Origin of the sequence: Arthrobacter sp. ISL-30, assembly GCF_018613855.1 — a bacterium.
Lineage (GTDB): Bacteria > Actinomycetota > Actinomycetes > Actinomycetales > Micrococcaceae > Arthrobacter.
This window is the reverse complement of record NZ_JAGGPK010000012.1, coordinates 121,772-143,956: the sequence shown is the minus strand read 5'-3', so window position 1 is coordinate 143,956 and position 22,185 is coordinate 121,772. Positions and strand designations below refer to the sequence as shown.

At 63.8% G+C, this 22,185-nt stretch carries 22 protein-coding genes and 1 pseudogene; 6 read left to right on the top strand and 17 right to left on the bottom strand.

Translation table 11 applies throughout. The annotated features are described in order from the left end of the window. Positions 1 to 4: 4 nt before the first annotated feature. The 3 genes from J7E82_RS05420 to J7E82_RS05410 are packed head-to-tail and all read right to left on the bottom strand — an operon-like array spanning position 5 to position 1,799. Entirely contained in the window at positions 5 to 712 is a 708-nt protein-coding gene (locus J7E82_RS05420) for a hypothetical protein (protein WP_214861239.1), read from the bottom strand. After that, complete coding sequence (locus J7E82_RS05415) at positions 712 to 1,251, bottom strand: response regulator transcription factor (RefSeq protein WP_214861237.1); 540 nt, start codon at positions 1,249 to 1,251, stop codon at positions 712 to 714. The genes J7E82_RS05420 and J7E82_RS05415 overlap by 1 nt, the downstream gene beginning before the upstream one ends. A gap of 41 nt (positions 1,252 to 1,292) precedes the next feature. Next, positions 1,293 to 1,799, bottom strand: coding sequence for an SgcJ/EcaC family oxidoreductase (locus J7E82_RS05410; RefSeq protein WP_214861235.1), 507 nt, complete (start codon positions 1,797 to 1,799; stop codon positions 1,293 to 1,295). Between the two features lie 310 nt (positions 1,800 to 2,109). Here J7E82_RS05410 and J7E82_RS05405 point away from each other — a divergent pair, with 310 nt between their 5' ends. Further along, positions 2,110 to 2,406, top strand: a complete 297-nt coding sequence (locus J7E82_RS05405; RefSeq protein ID WP_214861228.1) for an IclR family transcriptional regulator C-terminal domain-containing protein — start codon at positions 2,110 to 2,112, stop codon at positions 2,404 to 2,406. 231 nt (positions 2,407 to 2,637) lie between these two features. On the opposite strand, the gene J7E82_RS05400 is transcribed toward J7E82_RS05405, so the two are convergent. Next, a complete protein-coding gene (locus J7E82_RS05400; protein ID WP_214861226.1) occupies positions 2,638 to 3,219 on the bottom strand; it encodes a flavin reductase family protein in 582 nt (193 codons plus the stop codon). Between the two features lie 367 nt (positions 3,220 to 3,586). Here J7E82_RS05400 and J7E82_RS05395 point away from each other — a divergent pair, with 367 nt between their 5' ends. Further along, complete coding sequence (locus J7E82_RS05395; protein WP_214861225.1) at positions 3,587 to 3,853, top strand: DUF1876 domain-containing protein; 267 nt, start codon at positions 3,587 to 3,589, stop codon at positions 3,851 to 3,853. A 101-nt stretch (positions 3,854 to 3,954) separates the two neighbouring features. Here the strand turns inward: J7E82_RS05395 and J7E82_RS05390 are convergent, their stop codons facing one another. From J7E82_RS05390 to J7E82_RS05360, 7 genes and pseudogenes are all read right to left on the bottom strand, one after another. Then, positions 3,955 to 4,290 (bottom strand): cyclophilin-like fold protein, encoded by a 336-nt coding sequence (locus J7E82_RS05390; protein WP_308113630.1) that lies wholly within the window; start codon positions 4,288 to 4,290, stop codon positions 3,955 to 3,957. A gap of 21 nt (positions 4,291 to 4,311) precedes the next feature. Next, a pseudogene (locus J7E82_RS05385) lies at positions 4,312 to 4,844 on the bottom strand (zinc-binding dehydrogenase); the annotation flags it as partial. Positions 4,845 to 5,230: 386 nt separating this feature from the next. Continuing rightward, positions 5,231 to 5,815, bottom strand: coding sequence for a histidine phosphatase family protein (locus J7E82_RS05380; protein ID WP_214861221.1), 585 nt, complete (start codon positions 5,813 to 5,815; stop codon positions 5,231 to 5,233). Positions 5,816 to 5,892: 77 nt separating this feature from the next. Continuing rightward, entirely contained in the window at positions 5,893 to 7,713 is a 1,821-nt protein-coding gene (locus J7E82_RS05375) for an iron ABC transporter permease (RefSeq protein ID WP_214861219.1), read from the bottom strand. Continuing rightward, the gene (locus J7E82_RS05370; RefSeq protein ID WP_214861217.1) at positions 7,710 to 8,774 is read right to left on the bottom strand and encodes an ABC transporter ATP-binding protein; all 1,065 of its coding nucleotides are present in this window, start codon (positions 8,772 to 8,774) and stop codon (positions 7,710 to 7,712) included. The genes J7E82_RS05375 and J7E82_RS05370 overlap by 4 nt, the downstream gene beginning before the upstream one ends. Positions 8,775 to 8,817: 43 nt before the next feature. After that, positions 8,818 to 9,894 carry an extracellular solute-binding protein gene (locus J7E82_RS05365; protein WP_214861215.1) on the bottom strand — a complete coding sequence of 359 codons (1,077 nt, stop codon included), beginning with the start codon at positions 9,892 to 9,894 and terminating at the stop codon, positions 8,818 to 8,820. A 258-nt stretch (positions 9,895 to 10,152) separates the two neighbouring features. Next, on the bottom strand, positions 10,153 to 10,356 hold the full coding sequence (locus tag J7E82_RS05360; protein ID WP_214861213.1) for a cold-shock protein: 204 nt from the start codon (positions 10,354 to 10,356) through the stop codon (positions 10,153 to 10,155). 286 nt (positions 10,357 to 10,642) lie between these two features. Here J7E82_RS05360 and J7E82_RS05355 point away from each other — a divergent pair, with 286 nt between their 5' ends. Both J7E82_RS05355 and J7E82_RS05350 read left to right on the top strand, forming a co-directional pair. Then, entirely contained in the window at positions 10,643 to 11,770 is a 1,128-nt protein-coding gene (locus J7E82_RS05355) for a glycosyltransferase (protein WP_214861210.1), read from the top strand. A gap of 190 nt (positions 11,771 to 11,960) precedes the next feature. Continuing rightward, the gene (locus tag J7E82_RS05350) at positions 11,961 to 12,533 is read left to right on the top strand and encodes a class I SAM-dependent methyltransferase (RefSeq protein ID WP_214861208.1); all 573 of its coding nucleotides are present in this window, start codon (positions 11,961 to 11,963) and stop codon (positions 12,531 to 12,533) included. A gap of 70 nt (positions 12,534 to 12,603) precedes the next feature. Here J7E82_RS05350 and J7E82_RS05345 read toward each other — a convergent pair whose 3' ends face one another. After that, positions 12,604 to 13,188, bottom strand: a complete 585-nt coding sequence (locus tag J7E82_RS05345; RefSeq protein ID WP_214861206.1) for an HhH-GPD-type base excision DNA repair protein — start codon at positions 13,186 to 13,188, stop codon at positions 12,604 to 12,606. Between the two features lie 120 nt (positions 13,189 to 13,308). Between J7E82_RS05345 and J7E82_RS05340 the strand changes: the two genes are divergently transcribed. Next, on the top strand, positions 13,309 to 13,824 hold the full coding sequence (locus J7E82_RS05340) for a DinB family protein (RefSeq protein ID WP_214861205.1): 516 nt from the start codon (positions 13,309 to 13,311) through the stop codon (positions 13,822 to 13,824). Between the two features lie 11 nt (positions 13,825 to 13,835). After that, positions 13,836 to 14,774, top strand: coding sequence for a 5'-3' exonuclease (locus J7E82_RS05335; protein ID WP_214861203.1), 939 nt, complete (start codon positions 13,836 to 13,838; stop codon positions 14,772 to 14,774). Positions 14,775 to 14,814: 40 nt separating this feature from the next. Here J7E82_RS05335 and J7E82_RS05330 read toward each other — a convergent pair whose 3' ends face one another. Genes J7E82_RS05330 through J7E82_RS05310 form a run of 5 tightly spaced genes read right to left on the bottom strand, consistent with a single transcriptional unit; the run spans position 14,815 to position 22,149 of the window. Next, positions 14,815 to 16,002, bottom strand: a complete 1,188-nt coding sequence (locus J7E82_RS05330; RefSeq protein WP_251041468.1) for a VWA domain-containing protein — start codon at positions 16,000 to 16,002, stop codon at positions 14,815 to 14,817. Beyond that, positions 15,999 to 18,296: a DUF5682 family protein gene (locus J7E82_RS05325; RefSeq protein WP_214861199.1), complete on the bottom strand. Its 2,298-nt coding sequence runs from the start codon at positions 18,294 to 18,296 to the stop codon at positions 15,999 to 16,001. The genes J7E82_RS05330 and J7E82_RS05325 overlap by 4 nt, the downstream gene beginning before the upstream one ends. A gap of 3 nt (positions 18,297 to 18,299) precedes the next feature. Beyond that, positions 18,300 to 19,406: an AAA family ATPase gene (locus J7E82_RS05320; protein WP_214861197.1), complete on the bottom strand. Its 1,107-nt coding sequence runs from the start codon at positions 19,404 to 19,406 to the stop codon at positions 18,300 to 18,302. Then, positions 19,403 to 20,854, bottom strand: a complete 1,452-nt coding sequence (locus tag J7E82_RS05315) for a DUF5691 domain-containing protein (protein WP_214861186.1) — start codon at positions 20,852 to 20,854, stop codon at positions 19,403 to 19,405. Before J7E82_RS05315 ends, J7E82_RS05320 begins: the two co-directional genes overlap by 4 nt. Beyond that, positions 20,851 to 22,149, bottom strand: a complete 1,299-nt coding sequence (locus J7E82_RS05310) for an SWIM zinc finger domain-containing protein (RefSeq protein ID WP_214861184.1) — start codon at positions 22,147 to 22,149, stop codon at positions 20,851 to 20,853. The genes J7E82_RS05315 and J7E82_RS05310 overlap by 4 nt, the downstream gene beginning before the upstream one ends. Positions 22,150 to 22,185: the final 36 nt, after the last annotated feature.

Sequence of the window (22,185 nt, the reverse complement as noted above, 5' to 3'; positions counted from 1 at the left end):
GTTCCTATCCGTCGGGCACCGTCGTTGAGTGTCTCGGCCAGTCGCCGTGTCTCCGGGGGCCGGCGAGGGAAGGATCCGTACGCGCCGTGAAGTCGCCCGCCGACATTTGAACGGCCATGGTGTCCAGGAGGCGCAGGGGTCGGGTGAGGGACTTGGCAAACATGGCGGCCAGGATCCCGGCGAGCACGAGGACAGCGGCACCGGCCACTAGTCGAAACGTCCATACGTTTGCCAGACGCTCCTGCACCGGGGCTTCAGGGTAGGTCAGCCGCACCGCGCCGTCGATCCGTCCTCCCGGTGCCACTGCCGGCACCGTTACCTGCAGCCCCGGCGCTCCCAGCACCGACTCCGGCAACCGCTGGGCCCGTTCCTGCCCGGCCAGCGCGGCGGCGAAGTCATCGTCGTCCGGGTTGTGCACTTCCCGGCCCAGCGCCGGAATACCGGCGGCGGTGATCAGCTCAACCCTGCCTCCCGTCTGATCTTCGAGGTTGCTGCGCAGCGTCTGTAGAGCGAGCAATGCCCCCCGGGCGGTCGTGCTATCCGCCTCTTCCGCCGTCGCCAGCAGGACTGCCACGGTGCGGGCCTCACGCAGACCCACCTCCCGCTGATCGTCGTGAAGCAGCCCGGCGAGGCTGACACCGACCGGCACCGAGAACGCGGTTAGCGCGACAGCGACCAGCACCAGGTACGAGATCACGAGCCGGCGGCGCATCAGTCCCTGTCCAATCGGAACCCGACACCCCGCACGGCGGTGATCGTCAGTGCCCCCGCGAGCTTCTGCCGTAACGCCGCAATATGGACGTCCAGCGTCCGGGTGGAGCCGAACCAATGCGTGTCCCAAACAGTGTCGATGAGGCTTTCCCGCGTCAGCACGGTACCGGGCCGCTCGGCCAAGGTAGAGAGCAGGTCGAACTCCTTCGGCGCCAGCGGCACCTCCTCACCTTTGCAAAAGACCCGCCGCGCAGCGGTGTCCACCGCCGACTTCAAGGCCAGCCACCGTTGCGTGTCCACCTCATCCCCGCGAGCTGTAATCACGATGATGGGAACAGCCGAACGTGCGCGCAGGCGGCGGCACACGTCGAGGCCGTCCATGTCCGGAAGTCCCAAATCCAGCAGCATGACGTCCGCACTGCCCGCTGCCAGAGCGGCAGAGCCGGTGGTGACATGATCGACGTCGAACCCGTAGCGGATAAGGCCTTCACGCAAAGAGTCGGCGATGGACAAATCGTCTTCAACCAGCAGAATGTGCACGTCTAAGATTCCCACAGCCAGCTGGAAGCGCGTTGTGAGGGCTACTTGGCGGCCGGCTCCTTCGAGGAATGGTGTTCAACGATCTTCCACTCGCCGTTGATCCGCTCATAGACAAAAGTGAAACGGGCCTTGACCACCTCGCCCGTGGTGCCCATGGTGAACGAGTAGAGACCCGAGTGGGAGACTGCGTTGGGGCCAAGCGGGCGCACCACGCCCTCGTCCACCGTCCCGGTGGGATCGTTTTGGAGGAAGGCAGTGAAGTACCCGACGCGCTCGGCACTCGTGTCGTGCACGCCCGGGGCAACGGTGGGCAGCAGCACTGCGTCGGCTGCATACATCGCGTCCACCTTGGCGGGATCACCGGTGGCCAATGACGCGTTCCACTCATCGAACAAGGCCTCAACCTGCTGTTCTGGGATCGTGTTGGCCGGCACTGGGCTGGGCCCGTTCGTAACTTCTTTGGCCTCGGCACTGCCGGCGGCGCAGCCGGTCATGGTCATTAGGGATGCGGATACAACGATGAGGGCTGTCTTGGTTCGAGTGTGCATGAGGGACCTTTCCTGTCAGTGATCCGATATTTTTCGGACCCTTGCTGATGCCTCCACCCTCTCGAACCGCTTGCCAGCACACCGTAAACGTGCTGTTAGAAGTACGACAGGAAACCAGCAAGACAGTTCTTCACAGCTGCCAGCAGCCTCCCCGGACTACAGGTTGGTGGCTGCGAGCAAGGCCGGCATGGTGGCCATGACAGGATGCTCTGGACCCCGGTCATGGAGGCGATAAGTGGAACGTCCCCTCCCATTCGGGCAGCGAGAATGCTCGCGGAGGGGGCCGTGGGCAGTGCGCAGATGATGACCGTTGCCTGCAAAGCCACCGTGGGGAGGCCCAGCCACAGACCGATGCCGAGGGCGGCAAGGGGAAGGGCTGCGAGCGAGCCGTCATGATGGGGTTGAGCATGAGCATGATGAAGCGGTTATCGGTGAATCATCCCTGGCCGCACCCATCGCTGATGAGAGCGGGGCTGTGATTGCCGCCGTCGCAATCGTCTTCCCCTCAGCGGAGTGGCTGGCAACGGACGCCGTCGTAAACGTCCTGCGCGAAACTGCCCGCAACATCATACGAGAGCTTGACTCAAGTTGGCCGCCTCACAAGTAGAGCGGACGACGGCGGCAGGACGGCGGGTGCCACTGCTTCGCTGAGTGACACACCGGGGAGGCGCTCAGTTCATGAACGGCCATTTTGCGATCGGGCATGAAAACTTCTGGCTGGCGCCTCAGATGCGAACACCGAAGCATCCACGGTCCGGGGCAGAAATCCTGACTTCGTTCCACCGGCTACACACCGATCAGCTCGGCTCGCAAAGCGGCCTATCCTCCCAGACCTGCGTCAGCTGCTGACTATTGAATCAGTGCTGAGTGAGTGCCAGGAGCGGTTGTGGTAGACGAGCGGACGGGTCTGCTCAATGTCCCCGTCTGCCGTGAATGCGAGGTTGATTTGCAGCACGCGTACGGCGACCACCATGGAGTCACCGGCATTCATCTCATTGACAATTGTTCCTCGCAGCCAGGCATCGGCACTGGGCAGAACGGGCTCGCCGGTAACTAGACGGGACCAGGTGGAGCCGTCCCCAAAGCGGTCGATGCCGCTGGTGGCGAAGGTTTTCGCAAGATCAATCTGGTCTTCGCCCAGCAAATGGACGACAACCGTCCCAGCCTCGCGGATTGAGGCCGCGGAGGACGAGTGCGCGGAGAGGGAGAAGACAAGGAGCGGCGGATTGACCGAGACGGAGAATACCGAGGTTGCCGTCAATCCTACCGGGCCACTAGCGCCTTGGGCAGTGATGATGCAGACGCCGGCCGGATGGTTGCGGAAAGCCGCTTTGAAGTCGTCAACGCTAAGCATTTCGGCATAGCGGCTCTTGGCTGCATAAGGCAGCTGGCGGGGTGCGAAGTCGTGTTGGATTCCCATATAAGGTCCTTGGGGTTTGTGGGGGACGAAAGCGGTGCGCCTCCACTGCTCGACTGCAGTGCAGGCCCACCCCTGGCACAACACTGCTTGAGACTGGATGTTTTCACGCGTCGCCTTCAACTTTGATCTCAGGACGATTAGGTAAGGCTTACCTTGTTTCCGTTGTGGACTGTATCAAGTTTTGTGGGACACGTGTCAACCGAATGACGTAATAGAAGCTAGGACTGTGTACGCGATCCAGGGGCGACCGTGGTCGAAAACAGTTCCTCCGACGACCAAGTCATCGAAATATTCCAAGTCAATGCGGACCCTTGACGGGCTATCTGAAGCTTGACATTGTTGAAATCTGACCCGAGGAGGCACCACCATGCAAGAAAAGGGCTGGTCGGTGAACATCGTCATTGACGAACACGAAGGCCGAACACGAGCCAAGGCACAGTTGCAGGCCGAAAACCGGTCTGACTTGGTCGGATTCGGTGTAGCCAAGCTGAATCCGGCAGACTCAGATGTCCCCATGATTGGTGATGAACTGGCGACCGCACGAGCTCTGGCGGACTTGGCTCATCAGTTGATCGAGGCCACCGCGGCCGACATTGAGAAAATAACCAAACAACCGCCGCATCTCCACGCATAGCCTCGATACGAAACTGGCGGGCACCCCCTGCTTTTGGCCTGCGTATCGTGTGCGCAGCACACGAAGCCTGTGACCCTCACCCTGGGTTCGCCGGCGTGATGTCAGTTCGCGAGTTCGATCCTTGCCCTGAAGTCCCCTGTCTGGTCTTTGATGACGTCCATGCTGCTGTCGAACTCGCCGATTCGAGCGATGCCGTTCCAGTAACCGACATCCCCGTAATAGAAGACAATGTTGCCCGACGGTGCGTAGTAGCCGATGTCTTGGGGCACCGGGTCATCGCCTTCGGGCATGCCGTCCATTGACAGTACTTGCGGAAGATGCCGGGTCTTCTCCTGGCCGTTGTGGTTTCTGAGGTTCACGGTGAGGGGGAGTTGCGTGATCAGGGATCGGGCGTTGGCGTTGTCCCACAACCTGCCGGTGAGCACGGTGTCGCCGATGACGACCCTAATTGGAGGTGCTTAGAGCGTGGAGGTATCGATCACGAAGCGGTAGCGCACGTCGGAGGCCAGGACACGTTCGTAGGCGTCATTGATCTTCTCGGCCGGGATGACCTCGATCTCTGCGCCGATGCCAGCTCGGCGCAGAAGTCCAGCATTTCCTGGGTTTCCCGGATGCCGCCGATCATTGAACCGGCGAAGGACCGCCGTCCCATGATGAGCGCGAACGCGTTGACGGGGGAGCGGCTCCGCCGGGGCACCAACGTTTACGAGCGTGCCGTCGAGGGTCAGCAACTGCAGGTAGGAGCTGATGTCGATCGGGGCGCTGACTGTGTTGATGATCAGGTCAAACTTACCGGCAAGGGTCTGAAATGTTCCTTTCCCGGGTCGCTGGTGGCGTAGTAGTCGTCCGCGCCCAGGTTGAGGCCGTCTTCCTGCTTCTTCAGCGACTGGGAGAGCACGGTGACCTCGGCGCCCATGGCGTGGGCAAGCTTTACGGCCATGTGGCCGAGTCCGCCGAGGCCGACGACGGCGACCTTCTTGCCGGCGTTGGCGCACTCGCGGCAGGAGTTCACCAGGCAGGGCCGACGTCGCGGCGCACGATGGTGGTGGGGATGAGGTCTTCGGTGGCGGACGGGGATGCGTAGGCGTTGACCGTAAGCATGGTTCTCCTGTGCGTATTGGCGGGTGAGATGGATTGGTGATGAGGAGTAGTGCCGGGCGCCCGACAGTGAGCGCCGCTGTTTCTTCCATCTACTGAACACCGGACGGACGGTGGTTAGGCAGATCCTGTTGATAGGGGTACCAGCAGGGACCCCCAAGGCTCAGTGCCTTGTGATAGCGGCGACAAGCACCTTGCAGGCGCGTCAGCAATGCTGGCTCGGCGAGGCCGACGGCGCTCCAACCGACGCGCGGTTACTGGCCGAACTCGCCGGCTAGGTCAAACCTCGACGGCGGCAACGGTCCGTTCACCGTTGAAGTATTCGAGCTGCCAGCCGTCAATCACATGGTGATGGGCCAGGTTGAGCAGGGCATTGTCGATGCTTTGCAGGGTGCGGCCGATGGCGCGGCTGAGGCTTACACGGAGGAGCGTGCCATGGGCTACGACCAGGACGCGGCCGCCGCGGAACTCCTCGGCTAGTGCATCCAGGGCAGCCAACCCGCGGCAGGCTGCCTCGTCTTCGCTTTCTGCGCCTCGGAAACCGCCGGGAATGCGCAGCGCGTCCAGTTCAGGGCCAGCCTGCAGGCCCTCTGCGGGTCCGAAGCTACGCTCGCTGAGTTCCGGCACGCGTCGGGCGACGTCGAGCCCCAGCCCGGCGGCAATCAGGTCGGCGGTTTCCGCAGCACGGCTCAGCGGCGAGGACACGATCGCATCCCAGTCGTAGCGGGAAAGGACGGCGACGGCGTCGCGCGCCTGGCCACGGCCGACGTCGTTGAGTGGAATGTCGGTAGACCCTTGCAGCCGGCGCTGCGCATTCCAGTCTGTCTGGCCATGGCGGATGAGGGCGAACGTCGTGAGGGTCATGCAATACATTCTGCCCGAGAGCGTGGACGCTTCCGGAAACGGCGGCTAAGCCAACCCTCCGGCTCCCGGCTGGCTGTTCAGCGCACCGGCGCTGCTGACTCCTTGCCGTCCAGCGCCTCGCCCACGGGGGAACCTGGGATCGATGCGGTCATCGGCTGCACCGGCGGCAATGCCCGGGCGCGCTTTCCCGTTGCGCCGCGCCTGCTGGCTCGGCCATAGACGAGATACATAGTCACCCCGGTGATGACCATCAGGAGCACGGTATAGACGAACGTGTTGGCTACGCCCTGCACCCCTTCGGCGCCGTCGGTATTCGCCTTAATTACCAGGCCCAGGGGCTGCACCAGCGGGTGGGCCAGGAAGATGGCGGTGTCATAGTCATCCAGCATGCTGTTGAAGTTCAGAGCCGTGATGGCGGAAGCCGCCGGCAGCACCAGCGGCAGGAGGATCCTCCGGAACACATACAGGGTCTTCGCACCCATAATGGCCGCCGCTTCCTCCAGTGATGCGTTGACTGACTCAAAGGAGGCCTTGAGCATGCGCAGCGTAAACGGAATCTTCACCGTGACAAAGGCAATCAGCAAGATCACGGTGGTTCCTGTGAGCACCGTCCCGCCCACCAGCGGGTTGGGGTGGTCGTAGCTGATGATCAGGCCCAGGGCCAGAAGCGCAGACGGCAGGATCCAGGGAATGTGCAGCAGGTATTCGAAGACGGAAGCCACCCAGTTTTTGTATCTCTGTAGCAGCCGGGCCACGAACAGCAGGCCGCCGACGGCGATGAGGGCCGCCAGAGCGCTGTAGATCACGCTCACGATGAACGGTCGCAGCCCTGACTGCTGTGTCAGCACCCGCACGTAGTTGTCTAGCGTCAGGCTGTCCAGCGCGATCTGGCCGGTTTGGATCGCGGCACCGTCGGCGAACGAATACACCACGATGAGCACCACCGGCAGGGTGTATACCGCAAACAGCAGGTAAGCCACAGCATGGACGGCAACGTTGGCGACGGGGTTGCTGATGTCCTGCTTCTGCAGTGCCGAGGATACTTTCGATATCGAAAAGTAGGTGCCGCCCTTTTCCAAACGGGACATCACCGCGAGCATCAGCATGGTTGCCACGCCCAGGATGACGGCCAGTAGTGCGGCTAAGTCCCGCGAGGTGGGGCTGTTGGTGAACGTCAGGATCATCGGCGTGATGGTCTGGAAATCACGCCCGCCCAGAACTTGGGGAGCACTCAGGGCACCCAGTCCGGTCAGGAAGGACAGGATGGTGACAGCGAACAGCGTGGGCTTCAGCATGGGCAGCACAATCCGACGCAGGATGGTCCACGTCGAGGCCCCCAGGTTCCGGGCCGCTTCAATGGTCTGGTAATCGATGCCCTTCAGCGCGCTGGCCACGAACAGCATGTGGTTGGTGGTGGTGGCAAAGGTCATCACCACCAGGACGGCGAAGAACCCGGAGAACCACCCCGGATCCATGTCGGGGAACACTTTCATCAGCAGCGACGTGACGATTCCTTTGTCCCCATATATGAACTTGTAACCGGCGGCCAGCACGATCCCGCCGTAGATGAAAGTCGAGGCATAGCCCAGGAAAAGAATCCTGGAGCCCCGGATCCGGAAGTAGTGCGTCACCAGGACAATGAAGATTCCCACCAGGTTCACCGTGATGGACAACGCCACCGCTAGCAGGAAGCTGTTGCCCAGCGCTTTCATGGCGCGCTGGGATGAGAAGAGCTTTTCCGCCGCCCGGCCCGAGAAACTGCCGTCCGGAAAGAACGTTGCGATCAATACGTTCAGATTGGGCCACACGAGGAACGCCGCGACGAACCAAGTGAGCACCGCCCCAACAACCAGGACGAAGGGGGACCGAAGCATGCTGCGGGCCGAGGTGCCGCTCATGGCAGGGCTTCTGCCTTTTCATCCGCCATCAGCGCGGCGCCGGACTGGTGGTACTGGAGGACGTGCGCCGGCTGAAGGTACACAATGGTGGCGCTTCCAGGCTCCGGCTGCACTGCGCCGTCCTCCTTGACCAGCAGGCGGATGTTCGAGCCATGGCAGCGCACCACATAGCGGCTGTGCATTCCGTGATAAGTGCGGGACACCACTGTTCCGGGAAGGCCGACGGCGGTGCCGCCGTCCGCGGGCCTGGCCAGGGACGCCTTTTCCACCCGCAGGTAGGAGTTGGCTTCGCTGCTGAGCCCCGCCCCCGAAAGCCGGTTCAGTTCGGCGACAAACTCTGGCGTCAAGACCGAACTGTCCCCGATGAAGTTGCACACGAACTCTGTCGCGGCATTTTCGTAGATATCCTGCGGAGTCCCCACCTGCTCCACCACGCCCTTGTTAAACACAGCCACACGGTCACTCATTGCCAAGGCCTCGTCCTGGTCATGGGTCACGTACACGGTCGTGATGCCGAATTCGCTCTGCAGGTCCTTGAGCTGCTGCCTGAGCTGGTGCCGGAGCTTGGCGTCCAGGTTGGAGAGGGGCTCGTCCAGCAGCAGGATCTTAGGCCGCAGCACCAATGCACGTGCCACCGCCACCCGTTGTTGCTGGCCCCCGGACAGGTCCGCCACGTTCTTGGAAAGCTGTTCATCACTGAGGTCCACGCGCCTGGCAATATCCCGAACCAGGCGGTCGCTGTTCGCCGGCTTTTCCTTTCTCACCCGCAGACCGAAAGCGATGTTCTCCCACACGCTCATGCTGGGGAACAGGGCATAGTTTTGGAACACCATGCCCACCTGCCTCTTATCGCTGGGAAGCCGCGTGACATCCTTGCCGTCCACATGGATGCTGCCCCCTGAGGGCTGGATGAAACCGGCCAAGGTGCGCAACGCCGTCGTTTTTCCGCAGCCCGAGGGGCCCAGCAGAGTGAAGAACTCCCCTGGGTGGACGTGCAGGTCAAGGTGCGGGATGGCGGTGAAATCGCCGAAGGAAACTTCTATGCTGTCCAAGCGGATCATTCGAAACCTGTCTGATGGAACCGTGGGTGGGCGGGGGATCGGACTACGTCATGTACTCGAGTTCGATCTTCTCCACCCAGGCGCCCATGTTCTCCTGGACGAACTCCCAGTCGATGTCCTGCTGCTTGAGGCTGGCGAAGAAGTCCACCACCTCCGGGTTAGCCTTGGCTTCGGCGCCCTTGTTGACCGGCATGGAGTTGAACTGCTGTGCCCAGGCCCCCTGGACATCCGCGCTGCCGAACCAGTCGATAAACTTTTGGGCCTGTTCCTTCTTCTCTGTTCCCTTCACCAGGGCAACCTGTTCCACGGCCAGGGGGACACCCAGGGACGGGATGACTGTTTCAACGTTGACCTTGAAGGACTTTTCGCGTTCGGCGATGATCGAGGACGGCATTTGGCCCATGTCCACTTCGCCGGACGCAATGCGGGCAAAGAGGTCGGTCTTGGCAACGGCGGGGCTGCCATTCTGGAAGTACTGCTCTACCTGCTTCCAGCCTTCGTCGGAGATGCCCAGATCACCGGAGTCGTCCCGGTAGCGACTGAGAATGCCAGCGAAGACTAGCTGTGCCGTGGCCGTGCCTAGGCCGGTGACCCGCTCATAGCGGTCCTTGAACTCGTCCTTGGTCCACAGATCCGTCCAGTCCTGCGGGGCCGCATCCTTGGAGAACTTGTCCGAGTTGTAGCCGAGGAGGATGGCCTGCTTGACCAGCGGCCAGTACGTCTCTCCGTCGCCCAGTTCCTTGTCCACTTGGCCGGCCCACGCCGGTTCATACGGTTCAAGAACATCCTCGGCTTTGATCTGCGAGAAGTACATGTTGTTCAGTCCGAAGGCGACGTCGGCAATAGGGTTGTTCTTCTCGGCGATCAGTTTGTTGGTGGCATCTGCACCACCGGCACCCACAACCTCGATCTTGAAGCCAGCCTCCGAGGCCTTGGTAGTCAGCCATTCCCCGCGGCCTTCGCCGTTGGAATTGGTATAGATCACCAGGGTCTCGCCGGAACCGGCTGCTGGAGCCGTGGAGGCTTCACCTGATGCGGCGGGCGAAGCTGTGCCCCCTCCACATCCGGCGAGAAGGGTGACAGCGACGGCGGCGGCAACCAAAGTCTGCAATTTACGCACGATCAGGACTCATTTCTGGACTGGAATCGGAGCATGTCCGGCAAGCTTATAGCTGGGCTTGCCAGTTTCGGGCTGTTATAGCTATCGATTTGATAAACAGCTCGACTGCATAGTCTTGTCCAGTTGCAGGAACGATCAGGGCACTGCGCGTAAACGATCAGTAAACGTTGCGTGCCAGTAGAGCAAGCCGATCATTGCCAACGTTCCGGTGAGCACCGCGAAGGGCGCGAAGCTCATCAGTACAAGTGAAGTGTGAGGCTAAATGGGGTGGATGTTCTGCGCCTGGGGGCCCTTCGGCCCCTGCTCGACGTCGTAGGAGACCTTCTGGTTCTCTTCGAGCGAGCGGTATCCACCGCCCTTAATGGCTGTGTAGTGTGCGAAAACGTCCTTGCTGCCGTCATCGGGCGCGATGAAGCCGAAGCCTTTTTCCGCGTTGAACCACTTGACCGTACCTGTTGCCATGCTACTTTTCCTTCGCGGGCTGCGACGCGGTGCCGCGGTCCGGAAACCGTCCTGCTGCCCTCGATGCACAGCTTAGGGGCGGTCAAGCAACTGGGCAATGATGTGTTGACCGTGTCGCCGGCGTGATTTGCTAAGACAGCCAGGCTAGCCAGCGTTGGTTTCGGCTATCAGCGGCGGAGAGCGCCCAGACCGGGAGTCTCTGCGCATCTGCTGACTCTGCCCAGGAAACAGCGGAGGGGCTAGGCTTCTGCCACCGGAAGTACCGTTCCTGAACCCGGAGGATTCAATGTCGAACTTCCTCTTTGCAACGCTCGACGCCGGCGGGAACCTGCCACCCGCCGTCGGCATTGCCTGCGAGCTGGTACGGCTCGGGCACCAGGTACGCTTTCTCGGCCATCCACAGCAGGCTGCTGCAATAAGGGCTTCGGGAGCGGAGTTCCAGCCGTACCGCCATTCGCCGCAGATGGACATGGCGGTGCAGATGCCCACCCTGCGGCAAATCTCCATGCTGGTTTCCGTTTTCACCGACGCCGGCATCGCACAAGACGTTGTGGAGGAAGCCAGGAAGGAACGGCCGGACGTGGTCATTGTGGACTGCCTGCTGCTGGGCGCCATTGACGCCGCCGCCAAGGCAGGGCTCTTCACAGTGGTCCTGATGCACAGCTTCTACTCGTTTTTCGACGGCCCGTTCCGCCGGACCCCAATCACGGCGGCGCTGGCCATGCGTGGACTGGGCCCTCGGCGAGTGATGAGTCAAGCCCAGCGGGTTCTGGTATGCGCGGATCGGTGGCTTGACCCGGCCGGCAGCCCCGGCAGGAAGGGTATCGGGAACCAGAACGGGAAGGTGTTGTGGTCGGGAGCCGTGGTGGATGTTGACCGTCCAGCGCGCGGGACCGCCCCTGGTTCCATACCGCGTGTGCTGATCAGCTTGAGCACCACCGCTTTCAACGTGCAGGAGGCGTTCATGCAGAAAGCAGTGAATGCGGTGGCAGAAATGCCGGTCGAGGTGATCCTCACAACCGGGCCTGCGATTGATCCGGCCGCGATTCAGGCGCCGTCAAACGTGGCTGTGCACAATTATCTCCCGGACAGGGAGGTCATGCCCGAGTGCAATGCTGTGCTCGGACACGGCGGGCACGCCACTACCATGCTCGCGCTCGCGCACGACCTGCCCCTGGTGGCCGCCCCCATGCATCCCTTGCTCGATCAGCGAATGGTGGGTCAGGCGGTACAGGACGCCGGCGCCGGGCTGCTGATCAAGGCTTCGGCACCCACGGATGAGATTGCCCGTGCCCTCGGCATTGTGCTGGACTCGGAGGCCATTCGTCTTGCAGCTTCCGCTGTAGGACGGAGGCTTCGCGGGGCCGACGGCGCGCTAACCGGCGCGCGGTTACTGGCCGAACTCTCCGGCTAAGCCCCGGGCAGGGTCACCCGCTATGACGGCGTTGGCGTGGGCTGCCCCCGTAAGCATCCTTGAGGGGTTGATATTAATGGAGGCCAGCGGGCGTTCCTGCAGAGAAAGACGGTGACCAGCAATGGCACAATCAACGAATAGGCCATTATTCGCTCGCTTCTAGGCGAAAATCGCAGGCCCCGCCTTGGGAATGGCCGGTATCAATGAGTATCGCAAGCGACTCTTGGACGGGCTGTCGGGAGAGGTGATCGAGATCGGCGCGGGCAACGGTCTGAACTTCCCGCACTACCCACTCGAGGTGACGCGCCTCGTGGCAGTGGAGCCGGAACTGCGACTGCGGACCCTCGCCGAGGACAACGCCCGCAACGCCCCGCTCGACATCGAAGTTGTCGACGGCCGCGCCGAGCAACTCCCTGCCGACGACGCCTCATTCGACGCGGCCGTCGCTTGCCTGACTCTGTGCTCTGTGAGCGATCAGGGCGCCGCCCTGGCCGAGCTCCATCGCATACTGCACCCAGGTGGACAACTGCGCTTCTTCGAACATGTCCAAGCCGAATCGCATGCCATGCGCCGCGTCCAGTACGTCGCGGATGCCACCTTCTGGCCCCTGCTGTTTGGCGGCTGCCACACCAGCCGCGACACCCAAACCGCCATTACCACCGCCGGATTCACTATTACGCAATTAGAGAAGATCTCCTTCCCCGAGACCCGCCTCCCTTTCCCGGCCGCCACACACATCCTCGGCATCGCGGAGCGAACCTAACCCATTTCAACCCGAAGGAGAGCAAGCCACGACGGCGGCCCGCTGGCCGCCGTCGTGCTTCAACCGCTTATCAGCGTCCTGATGCCTTCGCCGACTTGGCTGCAGCTTTGGCAGCCTGCTTGCTGGCGCGCACTTTCCTCAGCGACTCCGGGTCCACGATGTCAGCGACAGAAAGAAATGCGTCCTCCTGGCCGTAGGGACCGGCGGCCTCGCGCCAGCCTTCCGCCTGGAGTCCGCACTGCTTGCCTAGTAGTGCCAGGAAGATCTTTGCCTTTTGCTCCCCGAATCCAGGCAATCCTTTCAACCTGCGGAGAACGTCCTGGCCGTCAGGGTCGCCCCGGGCCCAGATGGCAGTTGCGTCCCCATTCCAATCGCGCTGCACGGTCTCGGCGAGGGCCTGGACCCGGCCGGCCATGGAACCGGGGAAGCGGTGGACGGCCGGGGGTTCCTTGAAGAGCTCAATGAAGCCTGCCGGGTCATATTCGGCAATCGCGGCAGGATCCACGGACCCGAGGCGCGCCCGAATCTTTTCGGGTCCGGCAAACGCCGACTCCATGGTCACCTGCTGGTCAAGCAGCATGCCCGTAAGCAGCGCGAATGCGTCATCGCTGAGCAGTTTGTCGGCGGCGGGGTCTCCAGTGATGTGCAGTTCCATGCGCCCATCCTCCCACCTGGTCTGGTCCGCGTCATGGATACCATCGTCGGTTGCCCTGTTGGGAAGTGTGGCTTCCATGGAACCATAGGGCTCAGCGAAAGTGGAGCGAGAGGGGACTCGATGAAATCCAGCGAATTGCTGCTGGACGCTTACGGCCGTATCCATGAAACTGTGGCCGAGGTTCTTGAGGGAATCGACAACCAGGTTCTGATCCGCAGGCCCGCGGGCAACGGAAATTCGATTGCCTGGCTGATCTGGCACCTTGGCAGGATTGAGGACGTGCAGGTGGGAGAGGCCGCGGGCCTGGAACCCGTCTGGACCTCGCAGGGGTTTGCCGGCCGTTTCAACCTCCCGTTGAACGATCGCGACACCGGCTACGGGCATTCGTCGGACCAGGTCGATGCGGTGCGGGCGCCGCGTCAGCTGTTGCTGGACTACTACGAAGCCGTTCATCGGCAGACCGTGCAGTTTCTGAACACCGTCGACGACGAAGCCCTCGACCGGATCGTCGACATCCGCTGGGACCCGCCAGTCACTCTCGGGGTGCGACTCGTAAGCACCATTGCCGACTGCCTCCAACATGTGGGACAGGCTGCGTATGCCAAGGGGCTAAAGCCTGCGCAGGCGCGTTCGTGACAGGATAAGTTATGCTTCAGCGCCTGATGCTGCTCGATACTGCGTCGCTGTACTTTCGTGCGTTCTACGGCGTGCCCGACACGATCCGCCGCTCCGACGGCATACCGGTGAACGCCGTGCGGGGCCTGCTCGACATGATCGCGCGGCTCACCACCGACTACGGCGCGACGCACCTGGTTGCGTGTTGGGACGATGATTGGCGTCCGCAATGGCGGGTCGACCTCATCCCGAGCTACAAGTCGCATCGGGTTGCACAGGTGGTAGTGGCTGCCCCCGACGTGGAGGTCGTGCCGGACGCGCTCGAGGCGCAGATTCCGATGATCGTGAGGGTGCTGGACCTCGCTGGTATCGCCGTCGTAGGGGCTGCTGAACATGAGGCCGACGACGTCATCGGCGCCTACGCGAGCCACGCCGAGCTTCCGGTCGACGTGGTGACCGGGGACCGGGATCTCTTCCAGGTCGTCGACGACGCCCGTCAGGTGCGGGTGATTTACACGGCGCGCGGCATGAGGAACCTCGAAGTCATTACCGACGCGGTCGTCGTCGGCAAGTACCGTGTGCTGCCCGAGCAGTATGCCGACTACGCAATCCTGCGTGGCGATACCTCCGACGGCTTGCCGGGCGTCGCTGGCATTGGTGAGAAGACGGCGGCGGCGCTGCTGGGCGAGTACGGCACGCTCGACGGGCTGCTCGCTGCCGCAATGGATCCTGGAAGCGGGCTGTCCGCACCTGTGCGGGCAAGGCTCGCCGCGGCCGCAGACTACCTCCAGGTCGCGCCCGCCGTCGTGAAGGTGGTGCGCGACCTCGAGTTGCCGACGCTCGAGCAGGCGGGCGCTAAGCTGCACCCCGTCGTCGGTGATTCGCGCGCCGAACTCGAGGCTCTCGCCGCCGAGTGGAACCTCGGCGGCTCCGTCAAGCGACTCCTCGAAGCGCTCGACCTACGCCAGTGAGCGCCGCGTCCGTTCAAGGTGGGGCTTTCTGCCTGGACCTCTATGTTTCGTGGCTCGTCACGATGTCGTGCGAGGCGGCCCATTCACTAACATCCCGGCATTCAATCGCGGCGGCCATCAATTCAGGAAAGAGATCCGGAGTGCAGGCGAAGGCTGGCACGCCGATCCCTGCGAGGGCGGCGGCGTGGTTCGAATCGAACGTTGGATGGCCGCTGTCACTCAGGGCCAGCAGGGCTATCAGGGTGGCTCCCGATCCGACGATCGAGGCGGCCCGGCGCAGCATCTCCTCGGCGATTCCGCCCTCATAGAGATCGCTGATGAGCACCAGGATCGTCTCGGTCGGTTGGGTGATGTGGTCCTGGCAGTAGGCAAGCGCCCGGTTGATGTCCGTGCCCCCGCCGAGTTGCACCCCGAACAACACATCCACCGGATCGTCCAGGTCATCAGTCAGGTCGACGACTTCGGTGTCGAAGACCACCAGGCGGGTGCGCACCGAACGGAGGGAATTGAGCACTGCCCCGAACACACTTGAATACACCACGGATTCTGCCATCGAGCCGGACTGGTCGATGCACAGGATGATCTCGCGCTGCACCTCGGTGCTGCGTCGCGCGTAGCCGACGAGTCGCTCGGGTACGACGGTGCGATACTCCGGCTGGTAGTTCTTGAGGTTCGCCGCGATAGTGCGGTTCCAATCGATGTCCTGATGCCGGGGACGCCGGGTTCGCGCGGCCCGGTTCAATGCTCCAGAGACGGCTTGAATCGTCTTTGAACGCAATCGCTCCTCGAGCTCGCTGGTCACCTGCCGGACCACCGACCGGGCAGTCTCACGGGAATGCTCGGGGATGACACGGCCCAGCCCCACGAGCGTAGTGACCAGGCTGATATCGGGTTGGACGGTGCGCAGCATTTCCGGTTCGAGGAGTAGTTGCCGCAAGCCGAGCCTGTCCATGGCATCGGCCTGCATCACCTGCACCACAGTTGAGGGGAAATAGCCTCGAATGTCGCCGAGCCAACGGGCCACCCGCGGACTCGATGCGCCGAGGCCTCCGGGTCCCTTTTTCGCGGCCCCGTACAAGTCCTCCAAGGCTTGGTCGCGGCGGGCGTCAGCGGCTGAAAGCACAACACTCCCACCATCGCCGGTAGTGATACCGTCGGCGTCGTGTCCGCCAAGCACCAAGCGCCAACGGCTCAGCCGGTCCCGCACATCAGGATTCGTGTCGGTCATGCAATCGCCTCCCATCCCAAGTATCGCGCCATGGTACGGATCGCCGGATCCGCGCCTGCCATGTCAAGCGTCATTGCTGTTGGGATCTTCGCGGGGTCACTTCCGCGACTCAACTGATCGCCGATCTCCCGCCGCTCAGGAGGGCTGAACGCGGAAAATGTCCTGCGCAGCAGGGGCAAAACGTCATCGAAGACCTCGTCGTCCACCCCGGCGATCCAATCATCAACGATCTGCAGCAGGCGTCGATCATGAATCAGCAGCACTGCGTCACCGGACAGCAGACCGTCCAGCCATGCGGCGGCCTCCGGCGCGGGAGTCGCCACCGAGAGCCGGCGACTGAGCCGGGCTGTGACTTCATCCAGGGCAACCAGGCCGGCGTCGAGCAGCAGGCGGGTGGCACGCCCGGCGACAGCTCCGTGGATCCGATCCGAACCTGCTACGGCTGCCAGCGCCTGGTGCCAGTCGTCCAGGGGCAGTTCCGGCAACAATGACAAGCCGTCCTGGGCGGAGTCGAGGGCACGCCGCATGGCTGCTGCGGCAGCGTCGTCCAGTCCAGCGCAGGCAGTGGGCAGGCCCACGCAGGCGCGCACCACCGTCGCGTCGAGAATCCGCTGCACCTCAGTGACGTCCACCCCGCGCACATTGCCGTACCGGCATGTGCGGGCGAGCGGCGCTACGGTTTCCAGCAACGGGGGAACGTCTTGCTGCATTGCGGTTCGCTCCGCCAGTACCGTCACCACTGCTCTGATTCCATCCGGCAGATCGGCGAGCAGGCAGCCGGCGAGCAGTTCGCTCAGGTCAGCCAGGCTGCTGGAGGCCTGGGCCCGTTCGGCTACGCAAGTCGCGGCCGCAGAGGCGATGGTGGTGCCGTAACGGCTGGCGTCCACTACCGCGACGGCGAGCTCCGGCTGCCAGAGCAGCGTCCAGGCCTCCTTGAAAGTTCCCGTAGTACGGCCGGTCTCGGTTGGCGTGCCCCAGTTGACCCCGAGCAGGACCAGCCGGTGCAGCAGCACCGAGCGGGCCAGCTGATTCGGCTTGCGCAGGTCGATCGTCAGAAACTCTTCCAACGCACTGGGTTTCAACCGCAGGCGGCGTTGGGCTGCCGCGAGGTCAGCGGCCAACGGGACGGTCGGCGCAGACTCCGGCACGCTCCCCAAGTTGTGTCCAACAGTGAGCTCGCGGTGCACTAATGCCAGCGGCAACGGTGAGCCGTCGCAGAGCACTGCCTGGGCGGCGTCGTCCAGTTCCGATAGGCCCGGGCTGGGACGACCTCGAATGGCGGCCAGTGCGTCCGCCATTCGGCTGGCCTCAACTACGGAAGCCGTCGAGGCGTTGAGGTTTTCCCGGCGCAGGGTGTGTGCTACTCGGACCAGCCAGGTGGTGGCCACATCAGCGGTGGGGTCTTTGGCGATCCAATGGGTGAAGAGATGTTGATACCACCCCGGCGCAGTGACGCCTGCCCCATATCCGGTCTTCAAGCGGAGCCGGTCCGAGGTCCACGGCACCCATGTCACGGCGACTTTCGTCTTGGGCAGGCCGGCCAGCAGCTTATTGTCCGCTGAGGCCGGAGGAAAATTATCAGGAACCAGCGCGGGAGCGTGGTAGGCCCCGCACACCACAGCGATCCTCCCATGCCCCTCGCGCATGGCGGCACGGAGCAGCCGCCGCATCGCCGCCTCCCGTCGGTTGTTCTCGACGACGTCCGGGTGGTCGGCGGGTCGATCGTCAAGGGCGCGGATTTCCGCGATGGCATCGGTAATAGCCGCGAACCTGTCGACCGGGCCGGCATTCCGGTGCTCGACGGCATCCTCCCACCAACGCTCAGCATCGCTGTACCCCGCAGCATCGGCCAGCATCGCAATCGCATCGGGCCGGTAGGGCGTTAGTTGCGGCGCCTGGGCGGCCTCGTCAGCGTCGGCAGACTCCGCAGAGTCGGCGGCGTCGGCGGACTTCGCAAGATCGGCGGCGTCGCGCAGAGCGAAGCTGTGCGTCGCGGGAAGGTCGATCGCCCGCACGGTGGTTCCGGTGGAAACGGCCCAGCGGATCGCCACCCACTCGGGGGAGTAGCTGGCCAGCGGATAGAATGTGGCCAGCCGCGGCTGTTCGGCGGCGTAGATGAGGGCTGCCACCGGCGGAACCATCCTTGGATCGGACACCAGCGGCATGACCTGATCAAGTTCCGGCGGGCCCTCTACGAGCACCAGATCAGGCCGGATGGTCCCCAGGGCCTCAGCGACCGAGTGCGCCGAACCTGGCCCATGGTGCCGAATCCCCAGGACGTGGACGTCTGTCATCGGTCAGTTCGACGTCTCGATATCGCGGCAGGCACGGTAGAGGTCTTTCCACTCCGGCCGGTTACGGACCACAGTCTCCAGATACTCCTGCCAAATGACCCGGTCCTGTACCGGATCCTTGACCACAGCGCCGACCAGGCTTGCCGCCACGTCCTCGGCACCGACGCTGCCGTCACCGAAGTGCGCAGCCAGGGACAATCCGTTGGTCATCACCGAGATTGCCTCTGCCGTGGACAGTGTCGCTGAGGGGGACTTGAGGGTTGTGCGCTGATCCTGAGTGACGCCGGAGCGCAGTTCCCGCATGATTGTAACCACCCGACGGATCTCCGAAAGCGCCGCCAGATCGGCCGGAAGTTCGAGTGCTGTGCCAAGGCTGCGCACCCGGGTGGTGACGATCTCGACCTCTTGGTCGAGGCTGTCAGGTAGCGGCAGCACCACTGTGTTGAACCGGCGGCGCAGCGCTGAAGACAGGTCGTTGACGCCCTTGTCCCGGTTGTTCGCCGTCGCAATGACGTTGAAACCCTTGCGGGCCTGCACCTCTGCGTTGAGTTCGGGGATCGGCAGGGACTTCTCGCTGAGGATCGTGATGAGGGAATCCTGCACGTCCGACGGGATCCTGGTGAGTTCTTCCACCCGCACCAGGCTGCCGGTCTCCATCGCGCGCATCACCGGCCCGGCGACCAGGGCTGCCCGGGAGGGGCCGTCGGCGAGCAGTCGCGCGTAATTCCAGCCGTACCGCAACGCCTCCTCAGGTGTTCCGGCCGTGCCCTGCACCACCAACGTCGAGGTGCCCGAGATGGCGGCTGCCAGATGCTCGCCCAGCCAGGTCTTCGCAGTCCCCGGTACGCCGAGCAGCAGCAGGGCCCGATCGGTGGCAAGCGAAGCAACCGCCATTTCCACCAAGCGCGCCGAGCCCAGGTATTTCGGACTAATCTGCGAGCCGTCCGGCAGCACGCCGCCGAGGACGTACGTGGCCACGGCCCAGGGAGACAGTCGCCAGCTGGGTGGCCGGGGACGGTCGTCGACGGCGGCCAGGGCCTGGAGTTCGTCGGCGTACGCTGTCTCGGCGTGGGCGCGGAGGATCTCCGGGGCGGTCTGGGCATCGGTCATTGGAAAGCCTCCGTCAATGATTGTCGGAATGATTGGTACTGCACCACATCACGAAAGACGCGGCGGCGTGCGGCGTCGTCGTCGGAATCCTCCAGCAAGCGGCGGCACTTTTCGGCCGCCTCGAGTGGCAGCGCCATTGGCAGGAACGACGCCATCGTCGTCGCCAGCTGGCCCCCGTTCTTGGCCGTGATCAGCCCGAGCACCGCGTCAGCCAGCGGTGAGGTCCACGGCCTGGGCAAGTCCTGCAGCAGGGGCACCAGCAGCATCGGCTGAACCTTTCCGCTCCGGAGGTGGCGCAGGATCGCGGGCTCGCGCTCTTCGGCGGGCAGGCAATTCAGAAGCCTCAGGTCCGTCCGGACGTCCAACAGCGGTCGCACCCAGTCAAGGTCTGCGCGGAGGGCCGCAGTGGCAATTATCGTATCCAAGACGCGGGTTTCGCCTTCAAGCAGTGCCAGTGTTGCTGCAGGGCTACGGCCTGCAACGGTCGTCCAAACGTCCAACGGAGCACCACGGATGATTGTGTCGAGGCGCCCGAGCCGGTCGGGTTCGCCAGTGTGGGGGTTCGGTGCGATCCCGTCACGCAGGGCCGACGGGTCCGGGTCGGGTGGAAGATCTATCTCGAACTGTTTGCGTAACAAGCCTTTGACACGCAGTAGAGGCGTCAGGCGGGTAGCCATTCGCCGGGCGCGGGCACTGGCGGGTAGCCGATCAAGGAGGTCGGCTGCGACCTCCCGCACGCTCTTGGCCTTGTCGTCCAGGGAGCTTTCCAGCAGGTCCTCGTCAGCAGGTTCGATGTTGGCAGCGAAGGTCGCCAGGCAGGCGGCGCGTTCGCGGGCACCGAGTGCATCCCAGTGAGTACGCAGCTGCTCGCGAGCGGCCGCAGGGTGGCTGCGCCGGAGTCGCTCGAGTTCTTCCAGGCCGTCAGCGCTCCTTAGCTCGGTCCACCCGGTCGGCGTCGCGGGATGCAGGTGCGAACCCTTGGACGTCACGTCTTGGAGCCACTGACCACGCGTCCCGATAGCCGGATGCAAATATTCCGCCACGCCCGGCTTCGTGTCAGCCAAGGCGAGCAGCGCCGGGAGCAGCCGGTGCGGAACCCGCCGTCGGGACGCTGCGGCGAACTGCAGCCAGTCTGACACCAGCTGGGCTCGCAGCTCCAGGCCGACCGGAGGCTGGTTGAGCAGCAGGTCCAGTAGCCGGGCGGCGTCACCGGCGGCCTGAGGGGCGTCGTCAGGGGCTGCCGGATCAGGCAGGCCAACAGTGTCAACGTTTCCAGGGCGGCGGGAAGCACGCGTGACGACGTCGGCCAAGGCCGCTTGGTCGAGCAGTGACTCCTCGGGGGACAGGCCTGCAGGCGGACGAAAGCCCAACTCTGCGGCCGGAGCCGGTGCCGCATGCCGTCCAGTACCGACGAGCGCCGACGTTCGGAGATCGGCCAGCCAGGTCATGGCGTCACCACCGCATCACCGACGACGACGGACAGCGGCCTCACGCGGCCCTCCTCCAGTTCTCCGAACAGGTCCACCGGATGGCCGCCCGTGAGTGCCAGCAGGGAGGCCAATGACGTGCCGACAATGGGGAGGGCATCACCGGAACCGTCCCGAAGCAAGCCGGGATCGCCAGGACACACGCTGACCCCGCCGAACAGCACCGGGTGACGATCACGCCATGGCGAAAGGGCGACCGCAGCTGACTCCATGTCCAGGGCCTGGGCAATGCTGGAACCTTCACCAAGGTTGGCGGCCAGTCCCTGCGGGGCAATGGGACTGGTGAACATGGCCCGTTGCGGGGCCGAGCCAGGATACCGGGCGACGGCAACGTCCAACAACGCTCCCGCCAGTTGCGGGGTCGCCAGCGACTCACCCTGGGCAGCAAAATCCAGCACGACAACTACCGTTCCGTCGGAACCGCGAAGCCAAGTACGTTGTTGCTGGAGCCGCCCGTCATCGCTCCGGTGGGCGCCGAGCACAAGCCACGGACCGGGCAAAGCTTCGGTGCCCCGGACTTCGGCGGACGCTGTGCCCCAGCCGACGGCCACGCGGAGGTCCGCTACCTCATCAGGGGTCAGTTCGTTCCGCCTGCTCCAGGCTTTGGTTATCGCCCACCAGCGACCGGCTCGCAGGAACAAATAGTCGGCCCAATCGGCGCGTGCGTGCACATCCGAACCCATCGCCCGCACTTGATCGGCCAAACCCGGGAGCTGGGCATCGACCAAGCGCGCGGCGATCCCGTCCCACCAGGAATACGGCTGGTTGCGTGCGGCGGCCAGCCCGGTCCGCACAAGATCCGTCAGCCACCGGGCAAAATCAGCGATCCCCGCATCCATCAGCGTCAATCGCTCGGCCAGCCGTTTGGCCTGTGCGACCGGATCCGCCTGCTGCTCGGACTGGCGGCGCTCGCGGGAGGCGGCCTGATCCGCTCGCTGCGTCGCCCACTCCTGCGCAAAGTCCGCAGCCTCTCCGCCCACCTCGGCAGCCTCGCCGCGGGACCACAGGAACAGCAGCGCCAAAGCGTGCTTGCAGGGAAATTTCCGGCTCGGGCACGAACACCGATAGGCCGGCGTGGCGATGTCGACGCTCACCTGATAAGGGGTCTTCCCGCTGCCCTGGCATTTGCCCCAGACCAGCACGTCGTTGCTGCCGGTTTCGGACCAGGGGCCCGGCCGGGCAAGCCTTCGGGCGGCCGCGACGGAGGCTTCGTCGGGCGCGGCGTCGATCACCCGCTGCTCGGTCCAGCGCACCATGATGCACATTCTGCCCGATGCATTCATTTCTGCGAA

Coding starts and splice junctions, on each gene's coding strand:
- J7E82_RS05420 (WP_214861239.1), bottom strand. CDS start 712: ATGCGCCGCCGGCTCGTGATCTCGTACCTGGTGCTGGTCGCTGTCGCG.
- J7E82_RS05410 (WP_214861235.1), bottom strand. CDS start 1,799: ATGCACACTCGAACCAAGACAGCCCTCATCGTTGTATCCGCATCCCTA.
- J7E82_RS05400 (WP_214861226.1), bottom strand. CDS start 3,219: ATGGGAATCCAACACGACTTCGCACCCCGCCAGCTGCCTTATGCAGCC.
- J7E82_RS05395 (WP_214861225.1), top strand. CDS start 3,587: ATGCAAGAAAAGGGCTGGTCGGTGAACATCGTCATTGACGAACACGAA.
- J7E82_RS05380 (WP_214861221.1), bottom strand. CDS start 5,815: ATGACCCTCACGACGTTCGCCCTCATCCGCCATGGCCAGACAGACTGG.
- J7E82_RS05375 (WP_214861219.1), bottom strand. CDS start 7,713: ATGAGCGGCACCTCGGCCCGCAGCATGCTTCGGTCCCCCTTCGTCCTG.
- J7E82_RS05370 (WP_214861217.1), bottom strand. CDS start 8,774: ATGATCCGCTTGGACAGCATAGAAGTTTCCTTCGGCGATTTCACCGCC.
- J7E82_RS05360 (WP_214861213.1), bottom strand. CDS start 10,356: ATGGCAACAGGTACGGTCAAGTGGTTCAACGCGGAAAAAGGCTTCGGC.
- J7E82_RS05355 (WP_214861210.1), top strand. CDS start 10,643: ATGTCGAACTTCCTCTTTGCAACGCTCGACGCCGGCGGGAACCTGCCA.
- J7E82_RS05350 (WP_214861208.1), top strand. CDS start 11,961: ATGGCCGGTATCAATGAGTATCGCAAGCGACTCTTGGACGGGCTGTCG.
- J7E82_RS05345 (WP_214861206.1), bottom strand. CDS start 13,188: ATGGAACTGCACATCACTGGAGACCCCGCCGCCGACAAACTGCTCAGC.
- J7E82_RS05340 (WP_214861205.1), top strand. CDS start 13,309: ATGAAATCCAGCGAATTGCTGCTGGACGCTTACGGCCGTATCCATGAA.
- J7E82_RS05335 (WP_214861203.1), top strand. CDS start 13,836: ATGCTTCAGCGCCTGATGCTGCTCGATACTGCGTCGCTGTACTTTCGT.
- J7E82_RS05330 (WP_251041468.1), bottom strand. CDS start 16,002: ATGACCGACACGAATCCTGATGTGCGGGACCGGCTGAGCCGTTGGCGC.
- J7E82_RS05325 (WP_214861199.1), bottom strand. CDS start 18,296: ATGACAGACGTCCACGTCCTGGGGATTCGGCACCATGGGCCAGGTTCG.
- J7E82_RS05320 (WP_214861197.1), bottom strand. CDS start 19,406: ATGACCGATGCCCAGACCGCCCCGGAGATCCTCCGCGCCCACGCCGAG.
- J7E82_RS05315 (WP_214861186.1), bottom strand. CDS start 20,854: ATGACCTGGCTGGCCGATCTCCGAACGTCGGCGCTCGTCGGTACTGGA.
- J7E82_RS05310 (WP_214861184.1), bottom strand. CDS start 22,149: ATGGTGCGCTGGACCGAGCAGCGGGTGATCGACGCCGCGCCCGACGAA.